The sequence below is a fragment of the Specibacter sp. NPDC078692 genome, assembly GCF_040686835.1.
GTDB lineage: Bacteria > Actinomycetota > Actinomycetes > Actinomycetales > Micrococcaceae > Specibacter.
On the sequence record NZ_JBFBLV010000034.1, the window covers coordinates 19,542 to 42,600 of the forward strand.

A 23,059-nucleotide genomic window follows, 5' to 3' on the forward strand; every position below is an offset into this window, starting at 1 on the left:
AACGGCAGCAACAAAAGCCTTCGGGCGGGCACGGAAACCATTCCGTGCCCGCCCGAAGGCTTTAATTATTGTGCGGCCTTGTTATCGGGCCCCGCACCACGGCCCCGCCATTCGGTTACGGCTCCAGGATGACCTTGCCCGTGGTCTGACGACCCTGCAATGCGGTGTGCGCGGCACCGGCCTCGGACAGTGGGAAACGGGCGCCGATCCGGGCCGCCAATTTACCGTGCGCAGCGGCGTCGAACACCTCGGTGGAACGCCACAGTCGCTCCTTGGCGTTGAGCAGGTAGTCGCGCAGCGTGGGGCGGACAAGGCTCAGCGAGCCGCCAGCATTCAGGCGCTGGATGTCAAAGGGTGGCACCTGGCCCGAGGCCCCGCCGAACAAGACGAGCGTCCCTCGGGTGCGCAGCGACGCAAGGGAACCGTCGAAGGTGTCCTTCCCAACGCCGTCGTACACCACATCCACACCCACACCATCGGTGAGCTCGCGCACGGCGGCGGCGAAACCTTCGTAGCGCAGCACCTCGTCGGCGCCGGCAACGCGGGCGAGCTCCTCCTTCTCCTCCGTGGAAACCGTGGTGATGACGCGGGCGCCGCGCTCCTTCAGCATTTGCGTCAGCAGCAAGCCCACACCACCGGCGCCGGCGTGCAGCAGCACAGTCTGGCCGGGCTCAACATGGTAGGTGGAATTCATCAGGTAATGCGCCGTCATGCCCTGCAGGGGGAGGGCTGCGGCCACATCGAGCGGCACGCTGGACGGCACCGGCAATGCCTTATCGACCGGGAAAATTGCGTACTCGGCGTAACAGCCGATGCCCTCGGCGGTAGCAACGCGGTCGCCCACGGCAAAGGCGCTCACGCCGGGTCCCACGGCAACCACCTTGCCGGCAGCCTCGGCACCGGGCGTGAAGGGGAACTGCACGGGGTAGGTGCCGTCGCGCTGGTAGGTTTCGATGAAGTTCACGCCCACGGCGGCAATTTTGACCAACAATTCGCCCGGACCGGCCACGGGCATGGCGACCTGTGTCAGTTGTAGAACGTCGGGACCGCCCTTGGCGGCGGCGACAATTGCATTGCACTGCTCGGTCATGGTGAACTCCAAATCGCGTGGCTTGTGTAAAAGACTAGGGCTAGGCCCTCATGATCATCATAGGGCGGATGCCTGCAGAAAATCCCTGCCCGCGTGCATAAATATCGGCACCAATGAATAATTCTGCTGTATAGTCGACGTATGACAATTTCAGTAGCAGTCTCAGGCGCTAGCGGATATGCCGGGGGAGAGGTGCTGCGCCTTTTGGCCGGCCACCCCAATGTAGCTGTCGGAGCCATCACCGCCCACAGCAACGCAGGCGAGCGGCTGGGTACTCTGGCCCCGCACCTGCACGCTTTTGCTGACCGAGTTCTGGTCGACACCACCGTGGAGAATCTTTCCGGGCACGACGTCGTTTTCCTGGCACTTCCGCACGGGGCCTCGGCCGCCATTGCAGCCCAGCTCCCGGCCGAGACCTTGGTGATCGACGCCGGAGCCGACCACCGTCTGGAAGATGCCACAGCGTGGGAAAAGTTTTACGGCTCCGAGCACGCTGGCACCTGGCCCTACGGCCTGCCCGAACTGCCCGGTCACCGCGAACGCCTCAAGGCCTCCAAGCGCATAGCCGTTCCCGGCTGCTACCCCACCAGTTCACTGCTGGCCCTCATGCCAGGCTTCGCAGCCGGCGCATTGCTGCCGGATGACGTGGTCATTGTGGCCGCCTCCGGAACTTCCGGGGCGGGCAAAGCAGCCAAGGTCAACTTGATCGGTTCCGAAGTGATGGGTTCTATGAGCCCGTACGGTGTGGGTGGCGGACACCGCCACACCCCCGAAATTGAGCAGGGGCTCTCCAACGCCTCCGGGCTGGATGTCAAGGTTTCCTTCACTCCCACCCTGGCGCCCATGAGCCGCGGCATCCTCACCACGGCCACGGCCAAGCTTTCGGCCGAATTTGCCGCGATGGAGGACCCCGCCGTCGCTTTGCGCGACATCTGGGAGGAAGCCTACGCCGAAGAACCGTTCGTGCAGCTGCTGCCGGAAGGTCAATGGCCTTCCACTAAATCGGTCCTGGGATCCAACTACGCAGCCATCCAAATCGCCTACGACGCTCACGTCAATCGCGTGATCGTCTGCTGCGCCATCGACAACCTCACCAAGGGGACGGCCGGCGGAGCGGTACAGTCAATGAACATTGCCCTCGGCCTGCCTGAAACCACAGGCCTTTCCTTTCAAGGAGTAGCACCATGAGTGTGACAACCCCCCAAGGCTTCCGCGCCGCAGGCGTCACGGCTGGCCTGAAGACCTCCGGCAATCCGGATCTGGCCCTGGTCATTAACGATGGCCCGGCGCACACCGCCGCCGCCGTCTTCACCAGCAACCGGGTCGCCGCGGCGCCCATCCACTGGTCCCGCCAGGTTCTCAGTGACGGCCGTGTGGACGCGGTGGTCCTGAACTCCGGCGGCGCCAACGCCTGCACCGGCACCGAGGGCTTCCAGAACACGCACTCCACAGCCGAAAAGGTAGCCGAAGTCCTAGGCCTCTCCGCTACCGACATCGCGGTCTGCTCCACGGGCCTCATTGGCGAACAGCTGCCCATGGATAAGATCCTCCCCGGTGTTGAGGCGGCGGCTGCCGCTCTGACGGACGACGGCGGAGCTGCCGCGGCCACCGCGATCATGACCACCGATACCGTTAACAAGCAGGCGGCGTGGACTTCCCCGCCCAACGCCGACGGCCTCAGCTACAGCATTGGTGGCATGGCCAAGGGGGCCGGTATGCTGGCTCCCGGACTGGCCACCATGCTGGTCGTCATCACCACCGACGCCGTTGTGGAAGCTGAAGGGCTCGACGCCGCACTGCGCGACGCCGTCCGTGTCAGCTTTAACCGCGCGGATTCTGATGGTTGCATGTCCACCAATGACACCGTCCTGCTCATGGCGTCCGGCGCTTCCGAAGCGTTCCCAGACATGGACGAATTCACCACCGGCCTCACGGAAGTCTGCGCCAAACTGGCCCGTGCCCTCATTGCAGACGCCGAGGGTGCCAGCCACGACATCGCCATCACCACCATCAACGCAGACAACGAACGTGACGCCGAAGTGGTGTCCCGCTCCGTGGCCCGCTCCAACCTCTTCAAGGCAGCCATTTTTGGCAACGACCCCAACTGGGGCCGCGTCCTGGCGTCGGTGGGTACCACCGACGCCGTCTTCGACCCGGACAAACTCAACGTGAGCATTAACGGAATTCAGATCTGCCGCAACGGCGGAATTGGCGATTCCCGTGATCTCGTAGACCTCACACCCCGTGAAGTCACCGTCGAGATTGACCTCAGCGCAGGCGATGCCTCGGCAACCATCTGGACGAACGACTTGACCCACGCGTACGTCGAAGAAAACAGCGCCTACTCCTCGTAACGCCGTCGGGTGGCCGTGGTTGGCCCCGGCGGCTATCCAACATTTTCCGCCCGGCTATCCGCCGCTTCGGCCGTGGACGGCCTTTGGCGTCTCCTTTACGCCGGGCTACAAAAATGCTGGCCCAGCCGCCTGGCTTTCGCGGTCGCCGTGGGCGCCACGACGAGTTGGAACGCCTCAGCACAAATTAACAGGAATAAGGAAAACATGATGACTTCGGTGGAAACCGCCCAAGGCAAAGCTGGCACGCTGATTGAGGCGCTGCCGTGGATTCAGCAGTTTTCGGGCACGGTGGTGGTGGTCAAGTACGGCGGCAACGCCATGATCAACGACGAACTCCGACGCGCCTTCGCCGAAGACATCGTGTTCATGCACCATGTGGGCATCAAGCCCGTCGTGGTGCACGGCGGCGGGCCGCAAATCAACGCCATGCTCAAGCGCCTGGACATCAAGAGCGAGTTCAAGGGCGGCCTGCGCGTCACCACGCCGGAAGCCATGGACGTTGTCCGCATGGTCCTGACCGGCCAGGTGGGCCGAGAGCTGGTGGGCCTGATCAACGAACACGGGGCGTACGCCGTCGGACTTTCCGGTGAGGACGGCGCCCTGCTGCAAGCCGAGCGCACCGGAACCGTAGTGGACGGGCTGCCCGTGGATCTGGGCCTCGTTGGTGAAGTGGTGGGAGTGAACCCCGGCGCCATTCTTGACCTGTTGGAGGCTGGCCGGATCCCTGTCATCTCCACTGTGGCACCCGAGGTGGGGGACGCCTCCACCGTCCTGAACGTCAATGCCGACACCGCCGCAGCCGCCCTGGCCGTGGCGTTGGAGGCATCACGCCTGGTGATCCTGACCGACGTCGAAGGTCTCTATGCGAATTGGCCGGACAAGTCCTCGCTGCTCAGCGAACTCGGCGCCAGCGCCCTGCGCGAGATGCTGCCGTCCCTGGAAGCGGGCATGATCCCCAAGATGGGTGCCTGCCTGGCCGCGGTCGACGGCGGTGTGGCCCGTGCCGCCGTTGTCGACGGCCGCAGCGCCCACTCTGTACTGCTGGAACTGATGACGTTTGAGGGCAATGGAACCCAAATTTTCCCGGATGAGGATGAGAAGTAAATGACTGAGCAGAACGATTCAACCGAGCTCTCCAACGCCAACGCCACTGCCGTGGCTGGCACTGGCACCAGCGAGCAGTGGCTGGCCCGCTACAAGGACTCGCTGATGGGTGTTTTCGGTAGCCCGCAGCGTGTCCTGGTCCGTGGGGCCGGGGCCCTCGTATGGGACGCCGACGGCAAGGAATATCTGGACCTGCTCGGCGGCATTGCCGTGAACGCGCTGGGCCACGCCCACCCCTTCGTCACCTCGGTGGTCGCCAGCCAGCTCTCCACCTTGGGCCACGTTTCAAATTTTTTCACGAGCCCCACCCAAATTGCTCTGGCCGAGAAATTGCTGGAACTCAGTCAGGCACCGGCCGGCTCCAAGGTATTCTTCGCCAACTCCGGCACCGAAGCCAATGAAGCAGCGTTCAAGCTGGCCCGCTCCCACGGCGGCAAGGAACGCCCCACCATTTTGGCGCTCGAAGGTGCCTTCCACGGCCGCACCATGGGCGCGCTGGCCATGACAGCCAAGGCCGCTTACCGCGAGCCGTTCGAGCCCATGCCGGCCGGTGTCCGCCACATCGCCTTCAATGACATTGACGCCCTGCGCGAAGCCATGGATAGCTCCGTTGCCGCCCTGATCATCGAACCCGTCCAGGGCGAGGCGGGCGTCCGTCCGCTCTCACCGGAGTACCTGCAAGCTGCCCGCGAACTGACCCGCGAACACGGGGCGCTGCTGATCCTCGATGAGGTCCAGACAGGCATTGGACGCACTGGTAGCTGGTTCGCCGGGATTACCGCCGGCGTTCTCCCCGACGCCATGACCCTGGCCAAGGGGCTCGGTGGTGGCTTCCCGATCGGTGCCATTGTCACCTTCGGCGAGGGCCCGTCCCACCTGCTCAGTGCCGGCCAACACGGGACCACCTTTGGCGGAAATCCGGTGGCCACGGCTGCTGCGCTGGCAACATTGCACGTGCTCGAATCCCAGGATGTGCTGGCTAATGTGCGCGCCGTCAGCGAGGTTTTCGCCTCCGGCCTGGCCAAGCTCGACGGCGTCACTGACGTCCGCGCTTTCGGCCTCCTGATCGGCTTTGACCTAACAGAGCCAGTGGCTGCCGGTGTTGTCAGCGCAGCGTTGGAGGCAGGCTTCATTGTCAATGCTCCGCGACCCAACACGATCCGCCTCGCGCCGCCGCTGAATCTGACGGTCGCACAAGCGCAATCCTTCCTGGCGGCACTGCCCGGATTACTAGCCACCGCAACGGCCGCCCACACAGCCGCAACCACCACGGAAAAGAGCTCCTGATGACCCGCCACTTTCTCGTAGATACCGATCTGAGCCCCGCCGAGCAGGCCGAGGTTCTGGACCTTGCCGCACAGCTGAAGAAGCAGCCCTTTTCCAAGAGCACTTTCGCCGGTGATGGTCAGGGCGCCCAAACCGTAGCTGTCATTTTCGATAAAACCTCCACCCGAACCCGCGTCTCCTTCGCCGCCGGCGTCGCCGCGCTGGGCGGCAACCCGCTGATCATCAACCCGGGCGAAGCACAGATCGGCCACAAGGAATCAGTCTCCGACACCGCCAAGGTGCTCGAGCGCATGGTCGCCACCATCGTCTGGCGCACCTACAGCCAGGCCGGTTTGGAGGAGATGGCCGCCAATTCCAAGGTGCCCGTCATCAACGCCCTCTCCGATGACTACCACCCGTGCCAGCTGCTTGCGGATCTGCTCACCATCAAGGAGCACAAGGGCGAGCTGGCCGGGCTGACCATGACCTACATGGGGGACAGCGCCAACAACATGGCCAACTCCTACCTGCTGGCCGGGGTCACCGCCGGCATGCACGTGCGCATCACCGGGCCCGCCGGGTACCTGCCGGGCGAGGCTGTGGTGGCCGCCGCGCAGGAACGTGCCGCCCAGACCGGCGGTTCGGTGCTCATCACCACCGATGTTGCGCAGGCTGTTGCCGGGGCCGACGTCCTGGTCACCGACACCTGGGTGTCCATGGGCCAGGAGGAGGAGAAGGCTGCGCGCATGGAGCTCTTCACCGAGTACGCGCTCGACGACGACGCCCTCGCCCAAGCGGCCCCCGACGCGATCGTGCTGCACTGCTTGCCCGCCTACCGCGGCTACGAGATCTCCGCCTCCGTGATCGACGGCCCACAGTCGGTGGTCTGGGACGAGGCCGAGAACCGTCTGCACGCCCAGAAGGCGCTCATGGTGTGGCTGGTGGAGAACTCCGCAGCCGATGCAGCCACCGGGGCCGGAGCTTAGTCATGGCCAAGCCCTCCATTCCGGCGGCAATGCCGGCCACCAAGACGGCACGGCAGGCACGGGTTGCGGCCCTGTTGACCAGCCGCGCCGTCCGCTCCCAGGCGGAGCTGGCCACGCTGCTGGCTGCCGACGGGTTGGTGGTTGGCCAAGCGACGCTGTCACGGGACCTGGTGGAATTACGGGCAGTACGAGTGCGCGGCAAGGACGGCGGATTGATTTACGCCCTGCCCAAAGAGGGTGGGGATCGCAGTGTTCATGCGGCCTCCTCTCAGGAGCTGTTGGATACCCGCCTGATCCGCCTGTGCGGTGAATTGCTGGTCACGGCCGAAGGCTCAGCCAACATCGCCGTGCTCCGCACACCGCCCGGAGCAGCAAACTTCTTGGCTTTGGCCATTGATCATTCGGTCATGCCTGCCATCCTTGGCACCATTGCCGGGGATGACACCGTCATGGTCATCAGCAGGGATGCCCAAGGTGGGGCCGACGTGGCCGAACGCTTCTTGCAATTTGCTGCTGAATCAAGCGCCGGGGCGTAGCCTGAGCTGGTAGGCGAGGTGTCCGACGTCGTACTTTTTGGACATGATGAATATCTTTTAGTAAGAATGCATAATCATGCATTATGCTGGAGAGCAACGTGAAAAATACTCTGCACGAGTATTGACAATAGGGAGAGAAACAAGTGACTGAACGCATTGTATTGGCCTACTCCGGTGGCCTTGACACCTCGGTTGCCATCGGCTGGATCGGTGAAGCAACCGGCGCAGAAGTTATCGCCGTGGCCGTTGATGTAGGACAGGGCGGAGAGTCCTTGGAGGACATCCGCCAGCGCGCACTGGGTTGCGGCGCCGTCGAAGCGTACGTTGCCGATGCTCGTGACGAGTTTGCCAACGAATACGCCATGCCGACGTTGAAGGCCAACGCCCTCTACCAGGGTCACTACCCCTTGGTTTCGGCCATCTCCCGCCCCGTGATCGTCAAGCACCTGGTCAAGGCCGCCCGCGAATTCGGCGCCACCACCGTTGCCCACGGCTGCACCGGCAAGGGCAACGACCAGGTCCGCTTCGAGGTCGGCATCCAGACCCTCGGCCCGGACCTGAAGTGCATTGCACCTGTCCGCGACCTCGCCCTGACGCGCGATAAGGCGATTGTTTACGCAGAGCAGAACAACCTGCCGATCGAGACCACCAAAAAGAACCCGTACTCGATCGACCAGAACGTCTGGGGACGCGCCGTCGAAACCGGTTACCTCGAAGACATCTGGAACGCCCCCACCAAGGACATCTACGACTACACGGCCACCCCGGAATTCCCACCGGCACAGGATGAAGTCATCATCTCCTTCAGCAAGGGTGTCCCCGTTGCCATTGACGGCGTGAAGGTCACCCCGCTGCAGGCCATCCAGGAACTGAACCGCCGCGCAGGCGCCCAGGGTGTTGGCCGAATCGACGTTGTTGAGGACCGCTTGGTCGGCATCAAGAGCCGCGAAATCTACGAAGCACCGGGCGCTATGGCCCTGATTACGGCTCACAAGCACCTCGAAGACATCACGATCGAGCGCGAGCAGGCCCGTTTCAAGGCAACCATCAGCCAGCGTTGGGCCGAGCTGGTCTACGACGGCCAGTGGTTCTCCCCGCTGAAGCGTTCACTGGATGCTTTCATCGAGGACACTCAGCAGCACGTCAACGGCGACATCCGCATGACCTTGCACGGTGGCCAGGCCATCGTCAACGGTCGCCGCTCAGAGACCTCCCTGTACGACTTCGATCTGGCCACCTACGACACCGGTGACACGTTCGACCAGTCGCAGGCCAAGGGCTTCATCGAGCTGTGGGGCATGTCCTCCAAGGTTGCTTCACAGCGCGACCAGCGCGTACTGGGACTGTAGTCGTGGCTGAAGTCAGCCACGGGACCAACGAGGGCGCGCTGTGGGGTGGCCGCTTTCAGGGCGGCCCCGCAGATGCCCTCGCTGCGCTGAGCAAGTCAACGCACTTTGACTGGCGCCTGGCGCTGTATGACATTGCCGGTTCCAAGGCGCACGCCCGTGTTTTGAATACGGCGGGCCTCTTGGATGCTGCCGAGCTCGAAGGCATGTTGGCTGCTCTGGATCAGCTCGAAGCTGATGTGAAGTCAGGTGCCTACGGCCCGTCCGAGTCCGACGAGGACGTGCACGGCTCCCTTGAACGCGGCTTGATTGAGCGTGCGGGAACGGCTTTGGGCGGCAAGCTCCGAGCCGGCCGGTCACGCAACGATCAGGTGGCCACGCTGGGCCGCATGTACCTGCGCGAACATGCCCGGATCATCGCCGCCGGAGTGCTCTCCGTTATTGACGCTCTGGTGGAGCAGGCAAAGGCGCACCACGGTGTGGCCATGCCCGGGCGTACACACTTGCAGCACGCACAGCCGATCCTGCTCAGCCATCACCTGCTGGCTCACGCCTGGGCGTTGCTGCGCGATGTGCAGCGATTGGTCGACTGGGACAAGCGCGCGGCTGTGTCCCCGTACGGCTCCGGTGCCCTTGCCGGATCCTCACTGGGCCTGGACCCGAACGCTGTCGCAGCCGATCTGGGCTTCGACTCTGCCGTCTGGAACTCGATTGACGGCACCGCTTCACGGGATGTCTTCGCCGAGTTCGCGTGGGTTGCCGCCATGATCGGCGTTGACCTGTCCCGCGTTTCCGAGGAAGTTATTTTGTGGGCCACGAAGGAGTTCTCCTTTGTGACCTTGCATGATTCCTACTCCACGGGATCCTCGATCATGCCGCAGAAGAAGAACCCCGATGTGGCGGAGCTGGCCCGCGGCAAGGCCGGGCGCCTGATTGGCGATCTGACCGGTCTGTTGGCTACGCTCAAGGGTTTGCCGTTGGCGTACAACAGGGATTTGCAGGAGGACAAGGAGCCCGTCTTTGACGCGGCCGACACCCTTGAACTGCTGCTGCCCGCCGTCTCCGGCATGATGGCGACACTGGTGTTCAACACCGAACGCATGGAAGCACTGGCTCCGCAGGGCTTCGCCCTGGCTACCGACATTGCCGAATGGCTGGTCCGCCAGGGCGTGCCGTTCCGCGATGCCCACGAGCTCTCGGGTGCAGCCGTCAAGGTGGCCGAGGCTCGCGGCGTGGAACTGTGGGATCTGACGGATGAGGAGTACGCCGGCATTTCGGCGCACCTGACGCCCGAGGTTCGTACGGTGCTGAGCACGGAAGGCTCGCTCAACAGCCGGAACGCGCAGGGCGGCACCGCACCGTCCGCAGTACTGGCGCAGCTGGCGGCCCTTGAGGGGCAGCTGGGCGAGGTTCGCACCTTCCTGGCCTGACCGGCGTCGTACTTCTTTGAGCCACAACGGCAAATGCCCGCATCCTTCGAAAGATGCGGGCATTTGCCGTCTATGCTGGGGTGCATGACTGATATTTCGAATGCGCAGCTTATGGAGCGCCTCGCAACTGCGGCGGGCAATGTGAGCGGAAAATTGGCGACTCTCACGGACGCCGACGTCCTGGTTGCCACTGATTTGCCCGGTTGGACCCGGGGGCACGTTTTGGCCCACATTGCGCACGTTTCCAATGCTGTCGCGCGGCAGATCGAGTACGCCCTGCGCGGGGAGCTTGTGGAATTTTACGACGGCGGGACCGGCGGGCGCACGCAGGCCATCGAGATGAACGCGGGCCACACGGCCGCTGAGCACCGGGAGTACATTTCCAGTGCGTTCACGCGGGCACTGGCCGTTCTGGGCGGGCTGGACGAGTCGCAGTGGACGTTGCCTGTCAGCTACCGCAGCGGGGATGTCCGCGGCGTGGCGTTGGCCTATTGGCGTGAGCTCGTCATCCACCTGGCCGACCTACAGTTGGGTCGCGGGCCGGAGACCTGGTCCAAGGAATTCTGCCTGTACCTGATTGAATTCCTCACCGCCCGCGTGCCGGCGGACATCCACCTGAAGCTTTTGCCGCTGGCGCTGCCGCCGATGACCATGGGGTCCGGCGAAACTGCCGTCTCGATCCAGGGCATGCTGACGGACATCGCCGCCTGGCTGTCCGGGCGCACGCCCACCATGGGCTCCCTGCGCGCCGAGGCCGCCGCCGATTCCGTCGAGTTGCCAGTGCTGCTGCCGTGGCCATCGGCGTTCGCCGCGAAATAGCCTGCCCGTTTTTGTTGGTTTTCCCTCCTTGCCCGTGCGGCCGGGCCCAGTGCCGCCGTTGTCCTTGATGGACGACGGCGGTTCTTGCGTTAAGCGCCCGCCTCGCTTCGCGTGCTCTCTCCTTTGCGTTCACTGAAATTCTCGGTTTCCTGTCGCTTTCTGACCGGTGCGCCACATGCGGGCCCGGGTACGAATCTCGGCGGTGACAGCTGTCTTCGCTTCCGCGTAGTAATTCATGTCAGTCCACTCTTGCTGAGCAAGACTCTTTTTCGTCCTCGCTTATAGGACGCGGGGTCCTCATCATGCGGTGGCCGAGCTCCCGGACACGGACCACGAAACCCATCGACTCGAGTTTGCTCACGTACGAATCTTCATTTGCGACGTCATCGACCGTCACCAGAATGTCGATAATCGGCTTCGCCGCCAACCCGGGGGACCGCCGTTCATCCACTGTGTGCGACCGACAGCACAACGTCCCCTATGGCCTCCTTGATAACCAGCGCGAGTGCCTCAAAGCGGGAAGGCCAGGCGGAGTCGTAATCAATGATGACGATGGGGCGTACTTCACCCCACCGATCAAGACGGCGTCCAAGTGCTCATCTGATTCACGATTCATGGGCCTATCCGGCCATCACCCCGACAGGTGGGTTTGCGGCCCCGGAAATCATTCGAGGCACAAAAGCGGAACGGAGCAGAACTCCACTTAGGCCTTCACACTGGAATTATAAATCGAAGATTATTTCTAGAATCCATTGCGGTTATATAACGGTGAGAGTAGTCTTGACGTATGAGCAATTGGGAGTCGTTCCCCGGTGATCCGGGTGGTTCCGCCGCACAGGATTTGGCGGGATTGCTGGCTGGGATTGCTCTTCCTCTCATTGAACGCTTTGGGTCTGACAATGAAGCCTTGGCCGGATTGGATGATCATGCGTTGTATCCACTGTCTGGTCCGGAGCCTGTGACGCGGGCATCGGTCGCACGATCCGTGGTGGCGGAGGGGGTGTTGGCGCTGGAAGTCGTGCGGGTGTTGGAGAACTCGTTGGCGGCGTGCAAGGCGGGGCTGGTGGACCGGGTTCTGGGTGCTGTGGCGGTGGAGTCCGCGGCGACAGAATTGAGCCGGTACCAGGCCGGGGTGGCTGAGACGGGGTGCGTGGCGGAGATCGCGTTGGCGTTGGGCATTCCGGAACGTACGGCGGCGGCGTTGGGTGCGCATGCGGTGGAGCTGCAGTCTCATCCGCGGACGCGGGCGGCGTTGCGGGCAGGTGTGCTTTCCTGGCGGCATGCGGTCACGATCCTGAACGAATTGGGCACCTTGGGCGAAACACCGGGTGTCACCGCGGATGATGCGGTGGTGTTGGAGGGGCGCTTGTTGGTGTTGGCGGAGGGTGCCACAGCGTCGCGGTTTGCTTCGAAGGCGCGTCGGGCGCGGGAGTTGATGTTTCCGGATTCGTTGGAGGCGCGGACGAAGCAGGCGTTTCGGGGCCGGAAGATCACCAACGATCCTGGCAAGGATGGGATGAATTGGTTGGAGTTGCATATTCCTACGATTGCGGCGAACGCGATTATGGTGCATTGCACGCGGGCGGCGCGGGCTATCAAGGCTGATGCGTTGGAGCGGCAGCGGGATGCTGTTGCGCGGGGGACCGGTGAGGATTGTCGTGAGTACCGGACGTTGGATCAACTTCGGGCTGATGTCGCTGCGATTCTTTTGATGGGTCAGGAGCTGCCGGACAATGCCCGGTACACCACCTCGAACAGCACCCACAACAACTCCAGCGGCAGCAACGCCAGCGGCAGCGGTGCGAAGAGCGGCGGCAGCAACGGCACTAGCGGCGGCGGTTGTGGCTGGGGTGCCGAGAGTAGCGGGACGGCGTGGTGGGGCAGTGCCGGATGCAGTGACAGCGATCAGGGTATTCCGTCAGGTGATGCGTTCAACGACCCGACCGGGAATGTCGGGGATGCCGGTTCTAGTGGCGGAGCCAGCCGGAAAGACGGCTGGAAAGCAGGACAGGCTGCGGGCCATGATGCTGGCCAGTATGCCCCTCAGGGTGACGACACAGGTGCTGGTGCTGGTGTGGATGGTTTGGGTGTCCCGGGGCAGGGTATGGGGTTTGCGCCGTTTGGGGAGAATTCCGCGTTTGGGGTGTCTTTGATTGATGTTGAGCCGCCATGGGCGCATGCTCAGCCGTTCACTCAGGTCCAGCATGGAGTCGGTGAGGGCCAGCTTGCAGCCGGTGGGGGCCTGGCTGCGACCAGGGGTACCACTGCTGGTAGCGATACGGGATGTGGTGACGGTGTAGGGGATGGTGCTGCCTCCGGTGTCGTGACCGGGGGAGGTGTTGTGCCTGGGTGTGGGGGCACTGGGGTCGTTGCTGCTGCGGATGACGGAGATGTGCTGTTGGAGGGGACGGTTGTGCCCGGCGGCCCCGGTGGTCCTGGTAGCGGTGGCCCTGAGGCTGGAGACCCGGGCTGCAGCGGCCCCGCCGGCCCCGGTGGCTCTGGCGTCGGCGGGTTCCGTGGCCGTGGTGGGTCGTTTGTTGGTGGGGATGTGCCGGTAGAGGGGTTTGTGCTAGGGGATGGGTCTGGTTTTGTGAATGGTGTGGTTGACGGGGTGACGGAGAAGCCGGCGTGGGAGTTGTTGGAGCAGGAAGCGTATTTGGAGCAATTGACTCGTCTGGGTGAGCATCCGGTGTTGGCGGATCCGCCGATGCCCAAGGTGTTGGGGTTGCTGAAGGTTTCATTCTTGGGGTTGCTGGGCATTACGGATGAACCCGCGGAGCTTGACGATAGTACTGCCGGGCCGGTGCCGTTGAGTATTGCCCGGAGGTTGTTGGCCGGATCGAGTACGTTTTTGCGGGTGCTGACGGATCCGATCACCGGTGAGGGATTGCCGTTGGAGCCGGAGCGGTACACGTTGCGGAACTCGGAGCGTTCGGTGTTGCAAGCGTTGGCCGGTGGCTGTTATTTCCCGAATTGCACGGAGCCGGTGATGGATACCGACCTTGATCATGTGAAAAGTTTTGAATCTGGCGGAAGGTCGACTCTGGTTAACCTTCGTCCGGCCTGCAAACGTCATCATCGGTTGAAGCACTTCAAGGATGACAAAGACCGGCGGGGGAAGTATCGGCGTTGGGCGGAGCCGTGGCGGGACAGGATCCGGTTGCGTGGTTGGACGCCCAGGTTGTGCAGTGATGGGCGTGTGGGGTGGGTGTCACCGAGCGGGACGTATCGGGCTCCTGAATGTACTGGGCCCCAGCGCCCGGCCTACCCGAAGTGGTTGAAGAAGCGTCTGGCCAAGGCACTCGCCACACCAGAGGTCCCCGACGCCCCGGTCCCACCCAGCGCCTAAGCGCTGGTCGGCTCAAGCTCACAGTCCTCGGACTCCTGGACAGCCTCCACCTCCGGAACCCACGATTGAATGCGGCACTACAAGGTGAACTCGTTCCAATCGAGGGTTGTGGTGGACCCGAATTCCCAGTTGGAACGCAGGATGGCGTAGGCGACTGCGGCCAGCGGATCGCCGCCCGCATCCGGCCACGCCTGTCGATAATGGGCTTCCTTAATGAACCCCGCACGGAGGAAGGGTGAACCCGCATGGAGGAAGGGTGAACCCGCATGGAGGAAGGGTGAACCCGCATGGAGGAAGATCTTGCGCACGGCAAAGTTGTCCCCCTGGTTTGGCCCTCAAAGGTTGGCCCGCATAGCGCAGGATGCCTGGCATCGTCGTGGAAATCTTCCAAAACGACCAGGCCCCGCCGACTGTCGCCGTCATTAATCCAGAAAGCCTGTGACTCATCGTTCCGAAACCGGCCCGAGCGCACTCTGCGGCGCATGGATTCCACATGGCTGGCGGAGCCGGAATGTTATGGAAAGGTGTTGATCTGCAGAAAGGACACCAGATCGTCATGGTCTGCGCCATTCATGGCCGTAAACGTGAGCGTCATGGTTTGAACTTAGAAGAGGCTTTTGAACGGACGCCGTGTCCGGCAGCGGGCAGTGGTTTTTCCCCTGCAACACGCCATAGATGCAAGGTGGCGTATGACCGCCAGGGGCTCAAGGTTTCCGCCATGCGGCCTAACTCCGGTGCCTTGATGGCCCGGGCCTGGGCCAAGGTGTCGCCGCGGAGCAGCCCGTAGCCATTTCGGACGGCGGCATCGCCCGGCAAGAAGATGTCGCGGTCACCCAGTACCCGCATGGCAACATAGCCCACTGTCCAGGGGCCGATCCCGGGAATGGGCAGCAGCTTCTCGGCCAGCGACTGGTACGTATCCGCGGCACTGATGCGCAGGGAACCATCGGCCAGCATGCCGGCGACGGACACGATGGCATCAATGCGCCGCTGCGGCCCCCGCAGGATGTCCCGTCCACCGGCGGCGATTTCGGCAGGTTGGGGAAAGATGTGGGCCAGGGAACCGTGCGGCAGCCGTGAGGGGGTGCACAGCACCAGAAGCTGGGTCAGTGCCGTGCGGGCGGCGGCCACGGTTATTTGTTGTCCCACCATGGCCCGGATCAGGATCTCCGCCGGATCGACGGAGCCCGGCAGCCGGATGCCCGGCAGCTCGGCAACACGATCCGATAGCAGCGGCAGCGCGCCCAGTGCGGCATCGGCTGGGCTGGGATCATGGTCCAGATTGAACAGATGGCGCACCTTGGCGACGAGCTCGTCGGCGTCGGCAGCGTCCTCGACGCGGTGGGTGAGTGCGAGAGAGCCGCCATCCCACTCAAGGCTGAACCAGCCGTGCCCGGCGGAAAGTTGCAGCGTCCGCGCATAACTGGTGGCAGTGGCGTCTTCAACACCGGGCACCGCACGAGCCGCCAAAAAATCGAAGATGCCGGGCTCAAAGGGGGGATGGAATTCAAGGTCTACGGCCATGCCTGCATTCTTCCACGGGGCCTGCGCTCCGCGCAGCACAGCCAAGCGTGCTGACCGCAGCCGGAAGCTGGCAGCACCAGAGTCAGGGCAGCAACACAATCTTGCCGTGGACGGTGCCTGCCTCCATCGCGGAGTGTGCACGGGCCGCATCCTGCAGGGGCAGGGTGGTGATGCTGCGTGCCGCGAGTGCCTCGTCAGCGAGGAGCTTGTTCACCGTTGCCGCGGCCTCCGCAAGGTCGGTTACCGTTGCGTTGCTGATCGCGAATCCACGGATGCTTATATCGTGCGGGTACAGTCTGCCCAGCCGGATGGTTGCTGTCGCCGACATGCCCGACATGAGGACGATTCGTCCGCGCAGCCCCAACACGTCCACGGCGAGATCAAGCTGGTGCCGTCCGGACGTCTCCGGGTGGACGTCCACGCCACGACCGCCGGAGACCCGGCCCACGGTGTCACGTAGTTCATCTGCGAAGTCCGGAGAGCGGAAGTCAAGCACGGCGCTGGCGCCCAGCCCGCGGCAGTAGTCGAGATCGGCTGCGCTGGAGGAGGCGACGACCAAGGCACCTGCACTGACTGCTTGGCTGACGGCGGCAGAGCCGACACCTCCACCCGCACCGCCGATGAACACGGTTTCCCCCGGCTGCACTTGCCCGTGCCGGTGCAGCGCCAAATAGGCGGTGGCGCCGGAGTGGAGCACAGCCGCCGCTTGAACAGGGTCCACGCCGGCCGGCAAAACGTAGAGCCGCTCGGCCGGAACGGCAATGAATTGTGCAGCAGCACCCGGCCGCCCGCCAAAGCCCATCGAATTCGACCACACTGCGTCGCCGGGGGAGAAACGCCCGGCCGCGCCCGGGCCAATGAGTTCCGCGGTCCCCACCAGGTCCCGGCCAATTATTTGCGGGAAGTGCAGCTCCGTGGCGTACGCACCGCTGCGGACAAAAGTGTCGACATGGTTGACCGCGGAGGCGGCCACCCGGACCAGGACGGTGCCGGGCGCAGGCCCGGGCAGCGGCTGGTCACCATAGTGGATGACGCCGGGGCCGCCCAGTTCGGTGAAATACGCGGCCTTCATGAATGGTGGCCTCATGGGTGGAGTCTACTCCCAACGGAGGCCCGCAGGGCTGGGCAAGGGCGGAACAGGCGCCCTGCTAAATTGGAAAGATGAACGCGCCCACTAACATCCTGGAGCTGCTGGAGAACCCTGCCCCCGAGGTTGCGCCCTACTTGTTGGGCGCCTTGGTGAGGCACGAGAGTCCGGAAGGTGCCGTCGTCGTACGTCTGACGGAGGTGGAGGCCTACTTGGGGCCGCGGTTGTCAGAGGATCCGGACCCAGGATCGCACAGTTACGGCGGCCGGACCGAGCGCAATGCCACCATGTTTGGTCCGCCCGGGCACCTCTACGTGTACTTCAGTTACGGAATGCATTTCAGTGCGAATCTGGTGTGCCGCCCGGAAGGGTTCTCCTCTGGGTGCCTGCTGCGCGCCGGGGAGATTGTGGAAGGGCTGGAGCTGGCCCGTTCGCGCCGTCCCACTGCTAAGCGCGACGCCGAGCTGGCGCAAGGTCCTGCTCGACTGGCCAAAGCCATGGGGTTCAAGGGGGAGCACAACGGCCTATTCGCCCTCGCCGGACCCGTCACCGTGATGCTGCCTGAGACCCCGGCCAACAACATCAAGTCGGGGCCGCGGGTTGGCATCAGCGGACCCGGCGGCACGGCGGCGTACCCGTGGCGTTTCTGGCTCAACGGCGAGCCCACCGTGTCGAAGTTCAGGCCGGGAGTGGTGCGTGCTCCGCGTCGGCCCGGGTCAGCTGCTCCGAGAATTCAATAAGCTCTGCCACCTCCGGCTGCAGATCCGCGGGGGTCAGGCGGTGCACCAGACCGGAGCGCGATTGCGGCCATTCATGGGCCAATAGCGAGTAGACGCTGCTGTCAACGCGCAAGCCGTCGTGACCGCGGCGGTAGCTGCGCAGCACCCCTTCCAAGGTGGCGCCGAGCTTGACAATGGCGGCGGCGCTGCGGGTGTTGCGGACATCGCAGCGTAGAGTCACGCGCTGCACGGCAAGGACCTCAAAGGCGAAGGCCAGCAGCGCCAACTTCGAAGAGGCATTGACGTTGCGGCCCCAATAGTTGCGGCCAAAAAACGTCATGCCGAGTTCTACCCGTGACTGCTCCGGCACGTAGTCGTACAAGCTGGTGGTCCCGGCGACGGTGCCGGTGTCCTCGTCGATAACGGCGAAGGCGATGACAGCGGGATCGGCGATTCGGGTCGCCAAAAGCCGCTCCAACGCACGCTTGGAGGTGGGCATTTCCGAGGCCATGCCCGCCCACATATCTGCATCGATATAGGGGAACAAATCTGCCGCGTGACGACGCCTGAGCGGCACAAGCCGGACGCCATGTCCGGGAAGTGAAATGTTGTGTTGCACGGGAATATATAAGCACCTTTTTGGCCATCCGAAAAGCCCACTCACAAGTGCCTGTACCGTTGAAGGGTGAACGAGACATTAAGCGCCCCCGAAGTGCCCCATTTGAGCATCCCCGAAGTCAGCGAAATTCCGCATGTTTCCGCGGTCATTGAGCAGTTGTGTGCCACAGTTCCCAACTACCCCTCGCCGGGCATTGTTTTCAAAGATTTAACCCCGGTATTTGCTGATGGGCCCGCCCTGAAACAGGTGGTCGATGCGATCGTGACTTCCTTCGCCGGAAAGTTCGACGCCGTTGCCGGAGTTGAGGCGCGCGGCTTCCTCTTGGCTGCGGCTGCTGCATACGCCACGGGAACCGGTGTGATCACCATCCGCAAGGCCGGAAAATTGCCCCGCGAGGTGTACGCCGAGAGCTACGCGCTGGAGTATGGCGAGGCGACCCTGGAACTGCACCAAGAAGACGTCCCAGTTGGCACGCGTGTGTTAATTCTTGATGATGTGCTCGCCACGGGAGGGACGCTGGGTGCCGCAGCGGCACTGCTGGAGCGCACGGGAGCCGTGGTGGCCGGCGTCGGAGTTGTCCTTGAAATTGATGCTTTGCCGGGTCGGGCCAATCTGGCTCCCTACGACGTGGTGTCACTGCTCCACGTTTAGGGCTGAAATATAAGGCTGAATTTCAGGCCGAGATTAAGCCTGGAAGCGCCCGCCCCGCAGGCGGGATAGAATAGACGGTCCGCCTTTTGGCGGGATGCCTTAGTTATCAGGAGCCTTGCATGTATGACGACGAGTTGGCCCACGAACGCAACTATGTTGATGGGCTTTACGGACGCCTAGATGAACTCCGCGCCGAAAAGGTTGAGCAGCTAGCGCAGGTGCGCCGGGCGAAGTCCATGGGTACGCACCAGAACCGGTCCGAACGTGACGCCTTTGCCACGCTCTACGAGAACCGACTGGCGCAGCTGAACGCGGTCGACGACAGGTTGGTGTTTGGCCGGCTCGACCTTGACGACGGCCAGGCCCGGTACATTGGCCGGATCGGCCTGCTCTCTGAAGACCTGCGCCAGCTGCTAATCGATTGGCGTGCCCCCGAGGCGGGCACCTTCTATCAGGCCACCGCCTTTGAGCGTATGGGGGTGCGCCGCCGTCGTCATTTGCTGTTGAAGGGGCGCAACGTCAAAGCCATCGAAGACGACGTCCTGGATCACACCATGCTGGTGCACGGCGAACATGTCCAGGGTGAAGGGGCCCTGCTAGCAGCGCTGAATTCCAAGCGCACGGGCCGCATGAATGACATTGTCGGCACCATCCAGGCCGAGCAGGACAGGATTATCCGCTCACCTCTCAGCGGTGCGCTGGTGGTCCAGGGTGGGCCCGGAACGGGAAAGACCGCCGTTGCCCTGCACCGCGCCGCATACCTGCTCTACACACATCGCGAACGCCTGCAGTCCTCCGGCGTGCTGTTGGTGGGCCCCTCCAACGCCTTCATGAAATACATTGAGCGCGTGCTGCCTTCCCTCGGCGAGACCGGTGTGGTCATGGCCAGCGTGGGGAACTTGTTCCCGGGCGTGCAGGCCATGGCTCCGGAATCGGCTGAAGCAGCTGAGCTCAAGGGCCGGATCGACATGGCCCGCGTGGTGGCGAACGCTGTAGCCAACCGGCAGCGTCTCCCGCAAGGAGATGTCAGGCTCGACGTCGAAGGCACCCGTTTGATTCTTACCGTCCGCCAGGTGCGTCGCGCCAGGGAACGGGCACAGGCTACCGGGCTGCCGCACAATGAGGCGCGCGTTGGCTTCGTCAAAACTCTGCTGCGTGAGCTCACCGAGCAGTTGCGCGAGCACATTGAGTCCGCTGGTGCTGGCAACAACGCCGACCGGTCCTATCTGGCCGAGGACGTCCGTTCATCACGCGATGTGCGCGTCATGCTCAACCTGTGCTGGATGCCCATGACAGCCGAACAACTCATTGATGACATGTTCAGCAAGCAGGAAATCTTGCGCGCTGTCACGCCCAACCTCAGCGAGGCTGAGCGCAGCCTGCTCCTGCGCAGCCCCGGCTCGCCTTGGAGCGAATCGGATGTGCCGCTGCTGGATGAAGCCGCCGAGCTCTTGGGTGAAATGGACGCCACCGGCGGCCGTGCCCAGGCCACAGCCGAATCCCAGCGGAAACGGAATTTGGTCAATGCTGAGAAGGCCATCTCCAACGTGAACCAGCTGCTGGAGGACTCCGGCGTTGATGGCATGTTGACGGCTGAGCAACTTGCGGACTATAACGAAGTTCAGGCCGCATCCCAGACCAGCGCCGAGCGCGCTCTGACGGACCGCACTTGGGCCTACGGGCACGTGGTGATCGACGAGGCGCAGGAGCTGTCCCCGATGCAGTGGCGCGTGCTGATCCGCCGCTGCCCGGTGAAATCTTTCACGATCGTGGGTGATATTGCCCAGACCAGCTCCGTCTCCGGTGCCACGTCCTGGCAGCAGGCACTGACCCCGTTCTTGGGGGAACGCTGGAATGTTGAGGAGCTGACGGTCAATTACCGCACGCCCATGCAAATCGCTGAGGCTGCCGTACGCATGGCCAATGCTGCCGGTCAGGTGGTCTCTGCTCCCAAGGCAGTGCGCGACGGCGAATGGGAACCCCTTGTTGACCACGTCGCCGCTGCCGAGGTGGTAGCCCAAGTAGTCGCCGTCATGCCGGAGGAGACTGCCGCTGTGGGAGGGGGACTGGTGGCCGTTATTGCTCCGCCATCCATGGTGGCCGAAACCACGGCCGCCTTGCGTGCCGTCTACGGTTCAAGGATCGGACACGGGGCCGGTTCGCTGGATCAGGACATTGTGGTGATTGACCCACACGAGGCCAAGGGCCTGGAGTTCGATGGCGTGATCATTGTGGAACCGGCGGCGCTGCTGGCGGGTGCCCATGGCCGTGTTGGTGATCTGTACGTGGCCATGACCCGCCCCACTCAGCGGCTGCGCCTGATCACCTCGGAACCGCTTCCGGCGGGGATCGAAAAGTAAAGGTTCTCGGGTTTTTTGCTGTGGCCGTCCAAGAGGCGGTCACAGCACAAGGCGCCGAGGGGCACGATGGCGCAAAAACGCCGTCGTGCTGGTAATTTTGTGGTGTGTCTTTGCAAACTGAACTCCGCGCCCCCGAGAACGACTCCAGCTTCGCCAATGTTTGGCAGGAGCTCAAGTGGAGAGGCCTGGTCCAGGTCTCCACCGATGAAGCAGCCCTTGAGGAACTGCTCGCCGGCGAACCGATCACGTACTATTGCGGCTTCGACCCCACCGCCCCAAGCCTGCACCTGGGTAACCTCGTCCAGCTGCTGACCATGCGCCGTATGCAGCTCGCCGGCCATAAGCCGCTGGGCTTGGTAGGCGGCTCAACCGGCCTTGTGGGGGACCCGCGTCCGACGGCGGAGCGCACCATGAACTCCAAGGAAACAGTCACCGAGTGGGTAGGTTACCTGCAGGGACAAGTCCAGCGTTTCCTGTCCTTCGAGGGTGAGAATGCCGCGCGCATGGTCAACAACCTGGATTGGACGGCGCCCATGAGCGCCATCGATTTCCTGCGCGACATTGGCAAGTACTTCCGGGTCGGCACCATGATCAAGAAGGATATTGTTGCCTCACGTCTGAACTCGGATGAAGGCATCAGCTACGCCGAATTCAGCTACCAGATCCTGCAGGGCATGGACTTCTTGGAACTGTACCGCCAGTACGGTTGCGTGCTGCAGCAGGGTGGTTCCGATCAGTGGGGCAACCTGACCAGCGGCACCGATCTGATCCGTAAGGTTGAAGGTACCTCGGTGCACGCCTTGGGCACCCCGTTGATCACCAACTCCGACGGCACCAAGTTCGGTAAGAGCGAGGGTAATGCCATTTGGCTGGACCCTTCCATGTGCAGCCCCTTTGACATGTACCAGTTCTGGCTCAACACCGCTGATGCTGATGTGGTGGACCGCTTGAAGGTGTTTACCTTCCTATCTCGTGAAGAGATTGCCGCCATCGGAGCGTCGGTTGCCGAAAAGCCGCAGGCGCGCGAAGGCCAACGGACTTTGGCATTCCAGGTAACCTCACTGGTCCACGGTGTGGATGCCACGCTCAAGGTTATTGCCGCCTCAGCTGCACTCTTTGGTCAGGGCGATCTTGCCGAACTGGACCAGCCCACCTTGGAATCAGCAACCCGCGAACTGCCTCGCTCGTCTGCACCTGCCGCTGGCTTGAGCATTGTGGAACTGCTGGTCGCTTCAGGATTGTCCAAGACAAATTCAGAAGCTCGCCGCACAGTGGGGGAGGGTGGCGCGTATGTGAACAACGAGAAGGTCACCGATCTCGACGCAGTTCTCGGCACAGACCAGGCATTGCACGGCAAATACCTCTTGGTGCGCCGCGGCAAGCGAACACTGTCGATGGTTGAACTGAACGGCTGATCACAACTGTCCGCCCAAGCTGAGAGTTTGCCTAGAGACCCGCCCCCCGATTTGCGTGGGGGCAGGTCTCTGTGTATTGTTCTATCTGTTGCTTACGCAAGGTTGAGCCGCTTCGAACGAAGCAAGGCTCCCATCTCGTAGTCAACCAAATCTGATATTTCTGAATTGAACTATTGATTTGAGTAATTCATGGAGTGACCAGCCGCACATGCTGCGGAGTGGACAAAATGAATGCAAATGAAATAAAGTATTAACATCGCGTCGATGAAAACTAATGATGAAATATTGATTAGTAATTACTCGAATGCAGTTGTTGTTTGAGAACTCAATAGTGTGCCAAGTTTTATTGATACCAATTTATTTATATTGAATTGGTTATTTGGTTGTGTGTTGCCGCCCCTGTG

The 23,059-nt window shown here is 62.9% G+C and carries 20 protein-coding genes; 14 read left to right on the plus strand and 6 right to left on the minus strand.

Annotation, left to right across the window (positions count from 1 at the left end; all coding sequences use genetic code 11):
• Positions 1 to 115 precede the first annotated feature (115 nt).
• Positions 116 to 1,090: a quinone oxidoreductase gene (locus AB0O97_RS17590; protein WP_363884396.1), complete on the minus strand. Its 975-nt coding sequence runs from the start codon at positions 1,088 to 1,090 to the stop codon at positions 116 to 118.
• A gap of 141 nt (positions 1,091 to 1,231) precedes the next feature.
• Here AB0O97_RS17590 and argC point away from each other — a divergent pair, with 141 nt between their 5' ends.
• The 9 genes from argC (at position 1,232) to AB0O97_RS17635 (ending at position 10,931) form a co-directional block, all read left to right on the plus strand.
• Positions 1,232 to 2,278, plus strand: coding sequence for an N-acetyl-gamma-glutamyl-phosphate reductase (gene argC, locus AB0O97_RS17595; RefSeq protein WP_363884397.1), 1,047 nt, complete (start codon positions 1,232 to 1,234; stop codon positions 2,276 to 2,278).
• On the plus strand, positions 2,275 to 3,444 hold the full coding sequence (argJ, locus tag AB0O97_RS17600; RefSeq protein ID WP_363884398.1) for a bifunctional glutamate N-acetyltransferase/amino-acid acetyltransferase ArgJ: 1,170 nt from the start codon (positions 2,275 to 2,277) through the stop codon (positions 3,442 to 3,444). Before argC ends, argJ begins: the two co-directional genes overlap by 4 nt.
• A 207-nt stretch (positions 3,445 to 3,651) precedes the next feature.
• Entirely contained in the window at positions 3,652 to 4,548 is an 897-nt protein-coding gene (gene argB / locus AB0O97_RS17605) for an acetylglutamate kinase (protein ID WP_363884425.1), read from the plus strand.
• Entirely contained in the window at positions 4,549 to 5,835 is a 1,287-nt protein-coding gene (locus AB0O97_RS17610; protein ID WP_363884400.1) for an acetylornithine transaminase, read from the plus strand. It begins immediately after the preceding gene.
• A complete protein-coding gene (argF, locus tag AB0O97_RS17615) occupies positions 5,835 to 6,800 on the plus strand; it encodes an ornithine carbamoyltransferase (protein WP_363884401.1) in 966 nt (321 codons plus the stop codon). Before AB0O97_RS17610 ends, argF begins: the two co-directional genes overlap by 1 nt.
• A gap of 2 nt (positions 6,801 to 6,802) precedes the next feature.
• Positions 6,803 to 7,336 carry an arginine repressor gene (locus AB0O97_RS17620; RefSeq protein WP_363884403.1) on the plus strand — a complete coding sequence of 178 codons (534 nt, stop codon included), beginning with the start codon at positions 6,803 to 6,805 and terminating at the stop codon, positions 7,334 to 7,336.
• A 143-nt stretch (positions 7,337 to 7,479) separates the two neighbouring features.
• Positions 7,480 to 8,685 (plus strand): argininosuccinate synthase, encoded by a 1,206-nt coding sequence (locus tag AB0O97_RS17625; protein ID WP_363884405.1) that lies wholly within the window; start codon positions 7,480 to 7,482, stop codon positions 8,683 to 8,685.
• Positions 8,686 to 8,687: 2 nt separating this feature from the next.
• Positions 8,688 to 10,112, plus strand: a complete 1,425-nt coding sequence (gene argH / locus AB0O97_RS17630; protein ID WP_363884407.1) for an argininosuccinate lyase — start codon at positions 8,688 to 8,690, stop codon at positions 10,110 to 10,112.
• Positions 10,113 to 10,196: 84 nt separating this feature from the next.
• A complete protein-coding gene (locus tag AB0O97_RS17635) occupies positions 10,197 to 10,931 on the plus strand; it encodes a maleylpyruvate isomerase family mycothiol-dependent enzyme (protein ID WP_363836366.1) in 735 nt (244 codons plus the stop codon).
• Positions 10,932 to 11,169: 238 nt separating this feature from the next.
• On the opposite strand, the gene AB0O97_RS17640 is transcribed toward AB0O97_RS17635, so the two are convergent.
• Complete coding sequence (locus AB0O97_RS17640) at positions 11,170 to 11,382, minus strand: GrpB family protein (RefSeq protein ID WP_363884409.1); 213 nt, start codon at positions 11,380 to 11,382, stop codon at positions 11,170 to 11,172.
• 336 nt (positions 11,383 to 11,718) lie between these two features.
• Between AB0O97_RS17640 and AB0O97_RS17645 the strand changes: the two genes are divergently transcribed.
• Positions 11,719 to 14,280, plus strand: a complete 2,562-nt coding sequence (locus AB0O97_RS17645; protein WP_363884410.1) for an HNH endonuclease — start codon at positions 11,719 to 11,721, stop codon at positions 14,278 to 14,280.
• A 77-nt stretch (positions 14,281 to 14,357) separates the two neighbouring features.
• Here AB0O97_RS17645 and AB0O97_RS17650 read toward each other — a convergent pair whose 3' ends face one another.
• From AB0O97_RS17650 to AB0O97_RS17660, 3 genes are all read right to left on the minus strand, one after another.
• On the minus strand, positions 14,358 to 14,588 hold the full coding sequence (locus AB0O97_RS17650) for a hypothetical protein (protein ID WP_363884412.1): 231 nt from the start codon (positions 14,586 to 14,588) through the stop codon (positions 14,358 to 14,360).
• A gap of 283 nt (positions 14,589 to 14,871) precedes the next feature.
• Positions 14,872 to 15,804, minus strand: coding sequence for an AlkA N-terminal domain-containing protein (locus tag AB0O97_RS17655; protein WP_363884414.1), 933 nt, complete (start codon positions 15,802 to 15,804; stop codon positions 14,872 to 14,874).
• 82 nt (positions 15,805 to 15,886) lie between these two features.
• Positions 15,887 to 16,891 (minus strand): NADPH:quinone reductase, encoded by a 1,005-nt coding sequence (locus AB0O97_RS17660; RefSeq protein ID WP_363884416.1) that lies wholly within the window; start codon positions 16,889 to 16,891, stop codon positions 15,887 to 15,889.
• 74 nt (positions 16,892 to 16,965) lie between these two features.
• Between AB0O97_RS17660 and AB0O97_RS17665 the strand changes: the two genes are divergently transcribed.
• Entirely contained in the window at positions 16,966 to 17,631 is a 666-nt protein-coding gene (locus AB0O97_RS17665; RefSeq protein WP_363884417.1) for a DNA-3-methyladenine glycosylase, read from the plus strand.
• Here the strand turns inward: AB0O97_RS17665 and AB0O97_RS17670 are convergent.
• On the minus strand, positions 17,570 to 18,229 hold the full coding sequence (locus tag AB0O97_RS17670; protein WP_363884418.1) for a GNAT family protein: 660 nt from the start codon (positions 18,227 to 18,229) through the stop codon (positions 17,570 to 17,572). The genes AB0O97_RS17665 and AB0O97_RS17670 overlap by 62 nt on opposite strands.
• Before the next feature lie 126 nt (positions 18,230 to 18,355).
• Between AB0O97_RS17670 and AB0O97_RS17675 the strand changes: the two genes are divergently transcribed.
• From AB0O97_RS17675 to tyrS, 3 genes are all read left to right on the plus strand, one after another.
• Positions 18,356 to 18,880: an adenine phosphoribosyltransferase gene (locus AB0O97_RS17675; protein ID WP_363838071.1), complete on the plus strand. Its 525-nt coding sequence runs from the start codon at positions 18,356 to 18,358 to the stop codon at positions 18,878 to 18,880.
• A gap of 119 nt (positions 18,881 to 18,999) precedes the next feature.
• Positions 19,000 to 21,240 carry a UvrD-helicase domain-containing protein gene (locus AB0O97_RS17680; protein WP_363884420.1) on the plus strand — a complete coding sequence of 747 codons (2,241 nt, stop codon included), beginning with the start codon at positions 19,000 to 19,002 and terminating at the stop codon, positions 21,238 to 21,240.
• 104 nt (positions 21,241 to 21,344) lie between these two features.
• Entirely contained in the window at positions 21,345 to 22,655 is a 1,311-nt protein-coding gene (gene tyrS / locus AB0O97_RS17685; protein ID WP_363884422.1) for a tyrosine--tRNA ligase, read from the plus strand.
• Positions 22,656 to 23,059: the final 404 nt, after the last annotated feature.

What these genes read in the sequence shown, in the direction of transcription:
- AB0O97_RS17590 (WP_363884396.1), bottom strand. Translation starts at nt 1,090, where the DNA reads ATGACCGAGCAGTGCAATGCAATTGTCGCCGCCGCCAAGGGCGGTCCC.
- argC (WP_363884397.1), top strand. Translation starts at nt 1,232, where the DNA reads ATGACAATTTCAGTAGCAGTCTCAGGCGCTAGCGGATATGCCGGGGGA.
- argJ (WP_363884398.1), top strand. Translation starts at nt 2,275, where the DNA reads ATGAGTGTGACAACCCCCCAAGGCTTCCGCGCCGCAGGCGTCACGGCT.
- argB (WP_363884425.1), top strand. Translation starts at nt 3,652, where the DNA reads ATGACTTCGGTGGAAACCGCCCAAGGCAAAGCTGGCACGCTGATTGAG.
- AB0O97_RS17610 (WP_363884400.1), top strand. Translation starts at nt 4,549, where the DNA reads ATGACTGAGCAGAACGATTCAACCGAGCTCTCCAACGCCAACGCCACT.
- argF (WP_363884401.1), top strand. Translation starts at nt 5,835, where the DNA reads ATGACCCGCCACTTTCTCGTAGATACCGATCTGAGCCCCGCCGAGCAG.
- AB0O97_RS17620 (WP_363884403.1), top strand. Translation starts at nt 6,803, where the DNA reads ATGGCCAAGCCCTCCATTCCGGCGGCAATGCCGGCCACCAAGACGGCA.
- AB0O97_RS17635 (WP_363836366.1), top strand. Translation starts at nt 10,197, where the DNA reads ATGACTGATATTTCGAATGCGCAGCTTATGGAGCGCCTCGCAACTGCG.
- AB0O97_RS17645 (WP_363884410.1), top strand. Translation starts at nt 11,719, where the DNA reads ATGAGCAATTGGGAGTCGTTCCCCGGTGATCCGGGTGGTTCCGCCGCA.
- AB0O97_RS17655 (WP_363884414.1), bottom strand. Translation starts at nt 15,804, where the DNA reads ATGGCCGTAGACCTTGAATTCCATCCCCCCTTTGAGCCCGGCATCTTC.
- AB0O97_RS17660 (WP_363884416.1), bottom strand. Translation starts at nt 16,891, where the DNA reads ATGAGGCCACCATTCATGAAGGCCGCGTATTTCACCGAACTGGGCGGC.
- AB0O97_RS17665 (WP_363884417.1), top strand. Translation starts at nt 16,966, where the DNA reads ATGAACGCGCCCACTAACATCCTGGAGCTGCTGGAGAACCCTGCCCCC.
- AB0O97_RS17680 (WP_363884420.1), top strand. Translation starts at nt 19,000, where the DNA reads ATGTATGACGACGAGTTGGCCCACGAACGCAACTATGTTGATGGGCTT.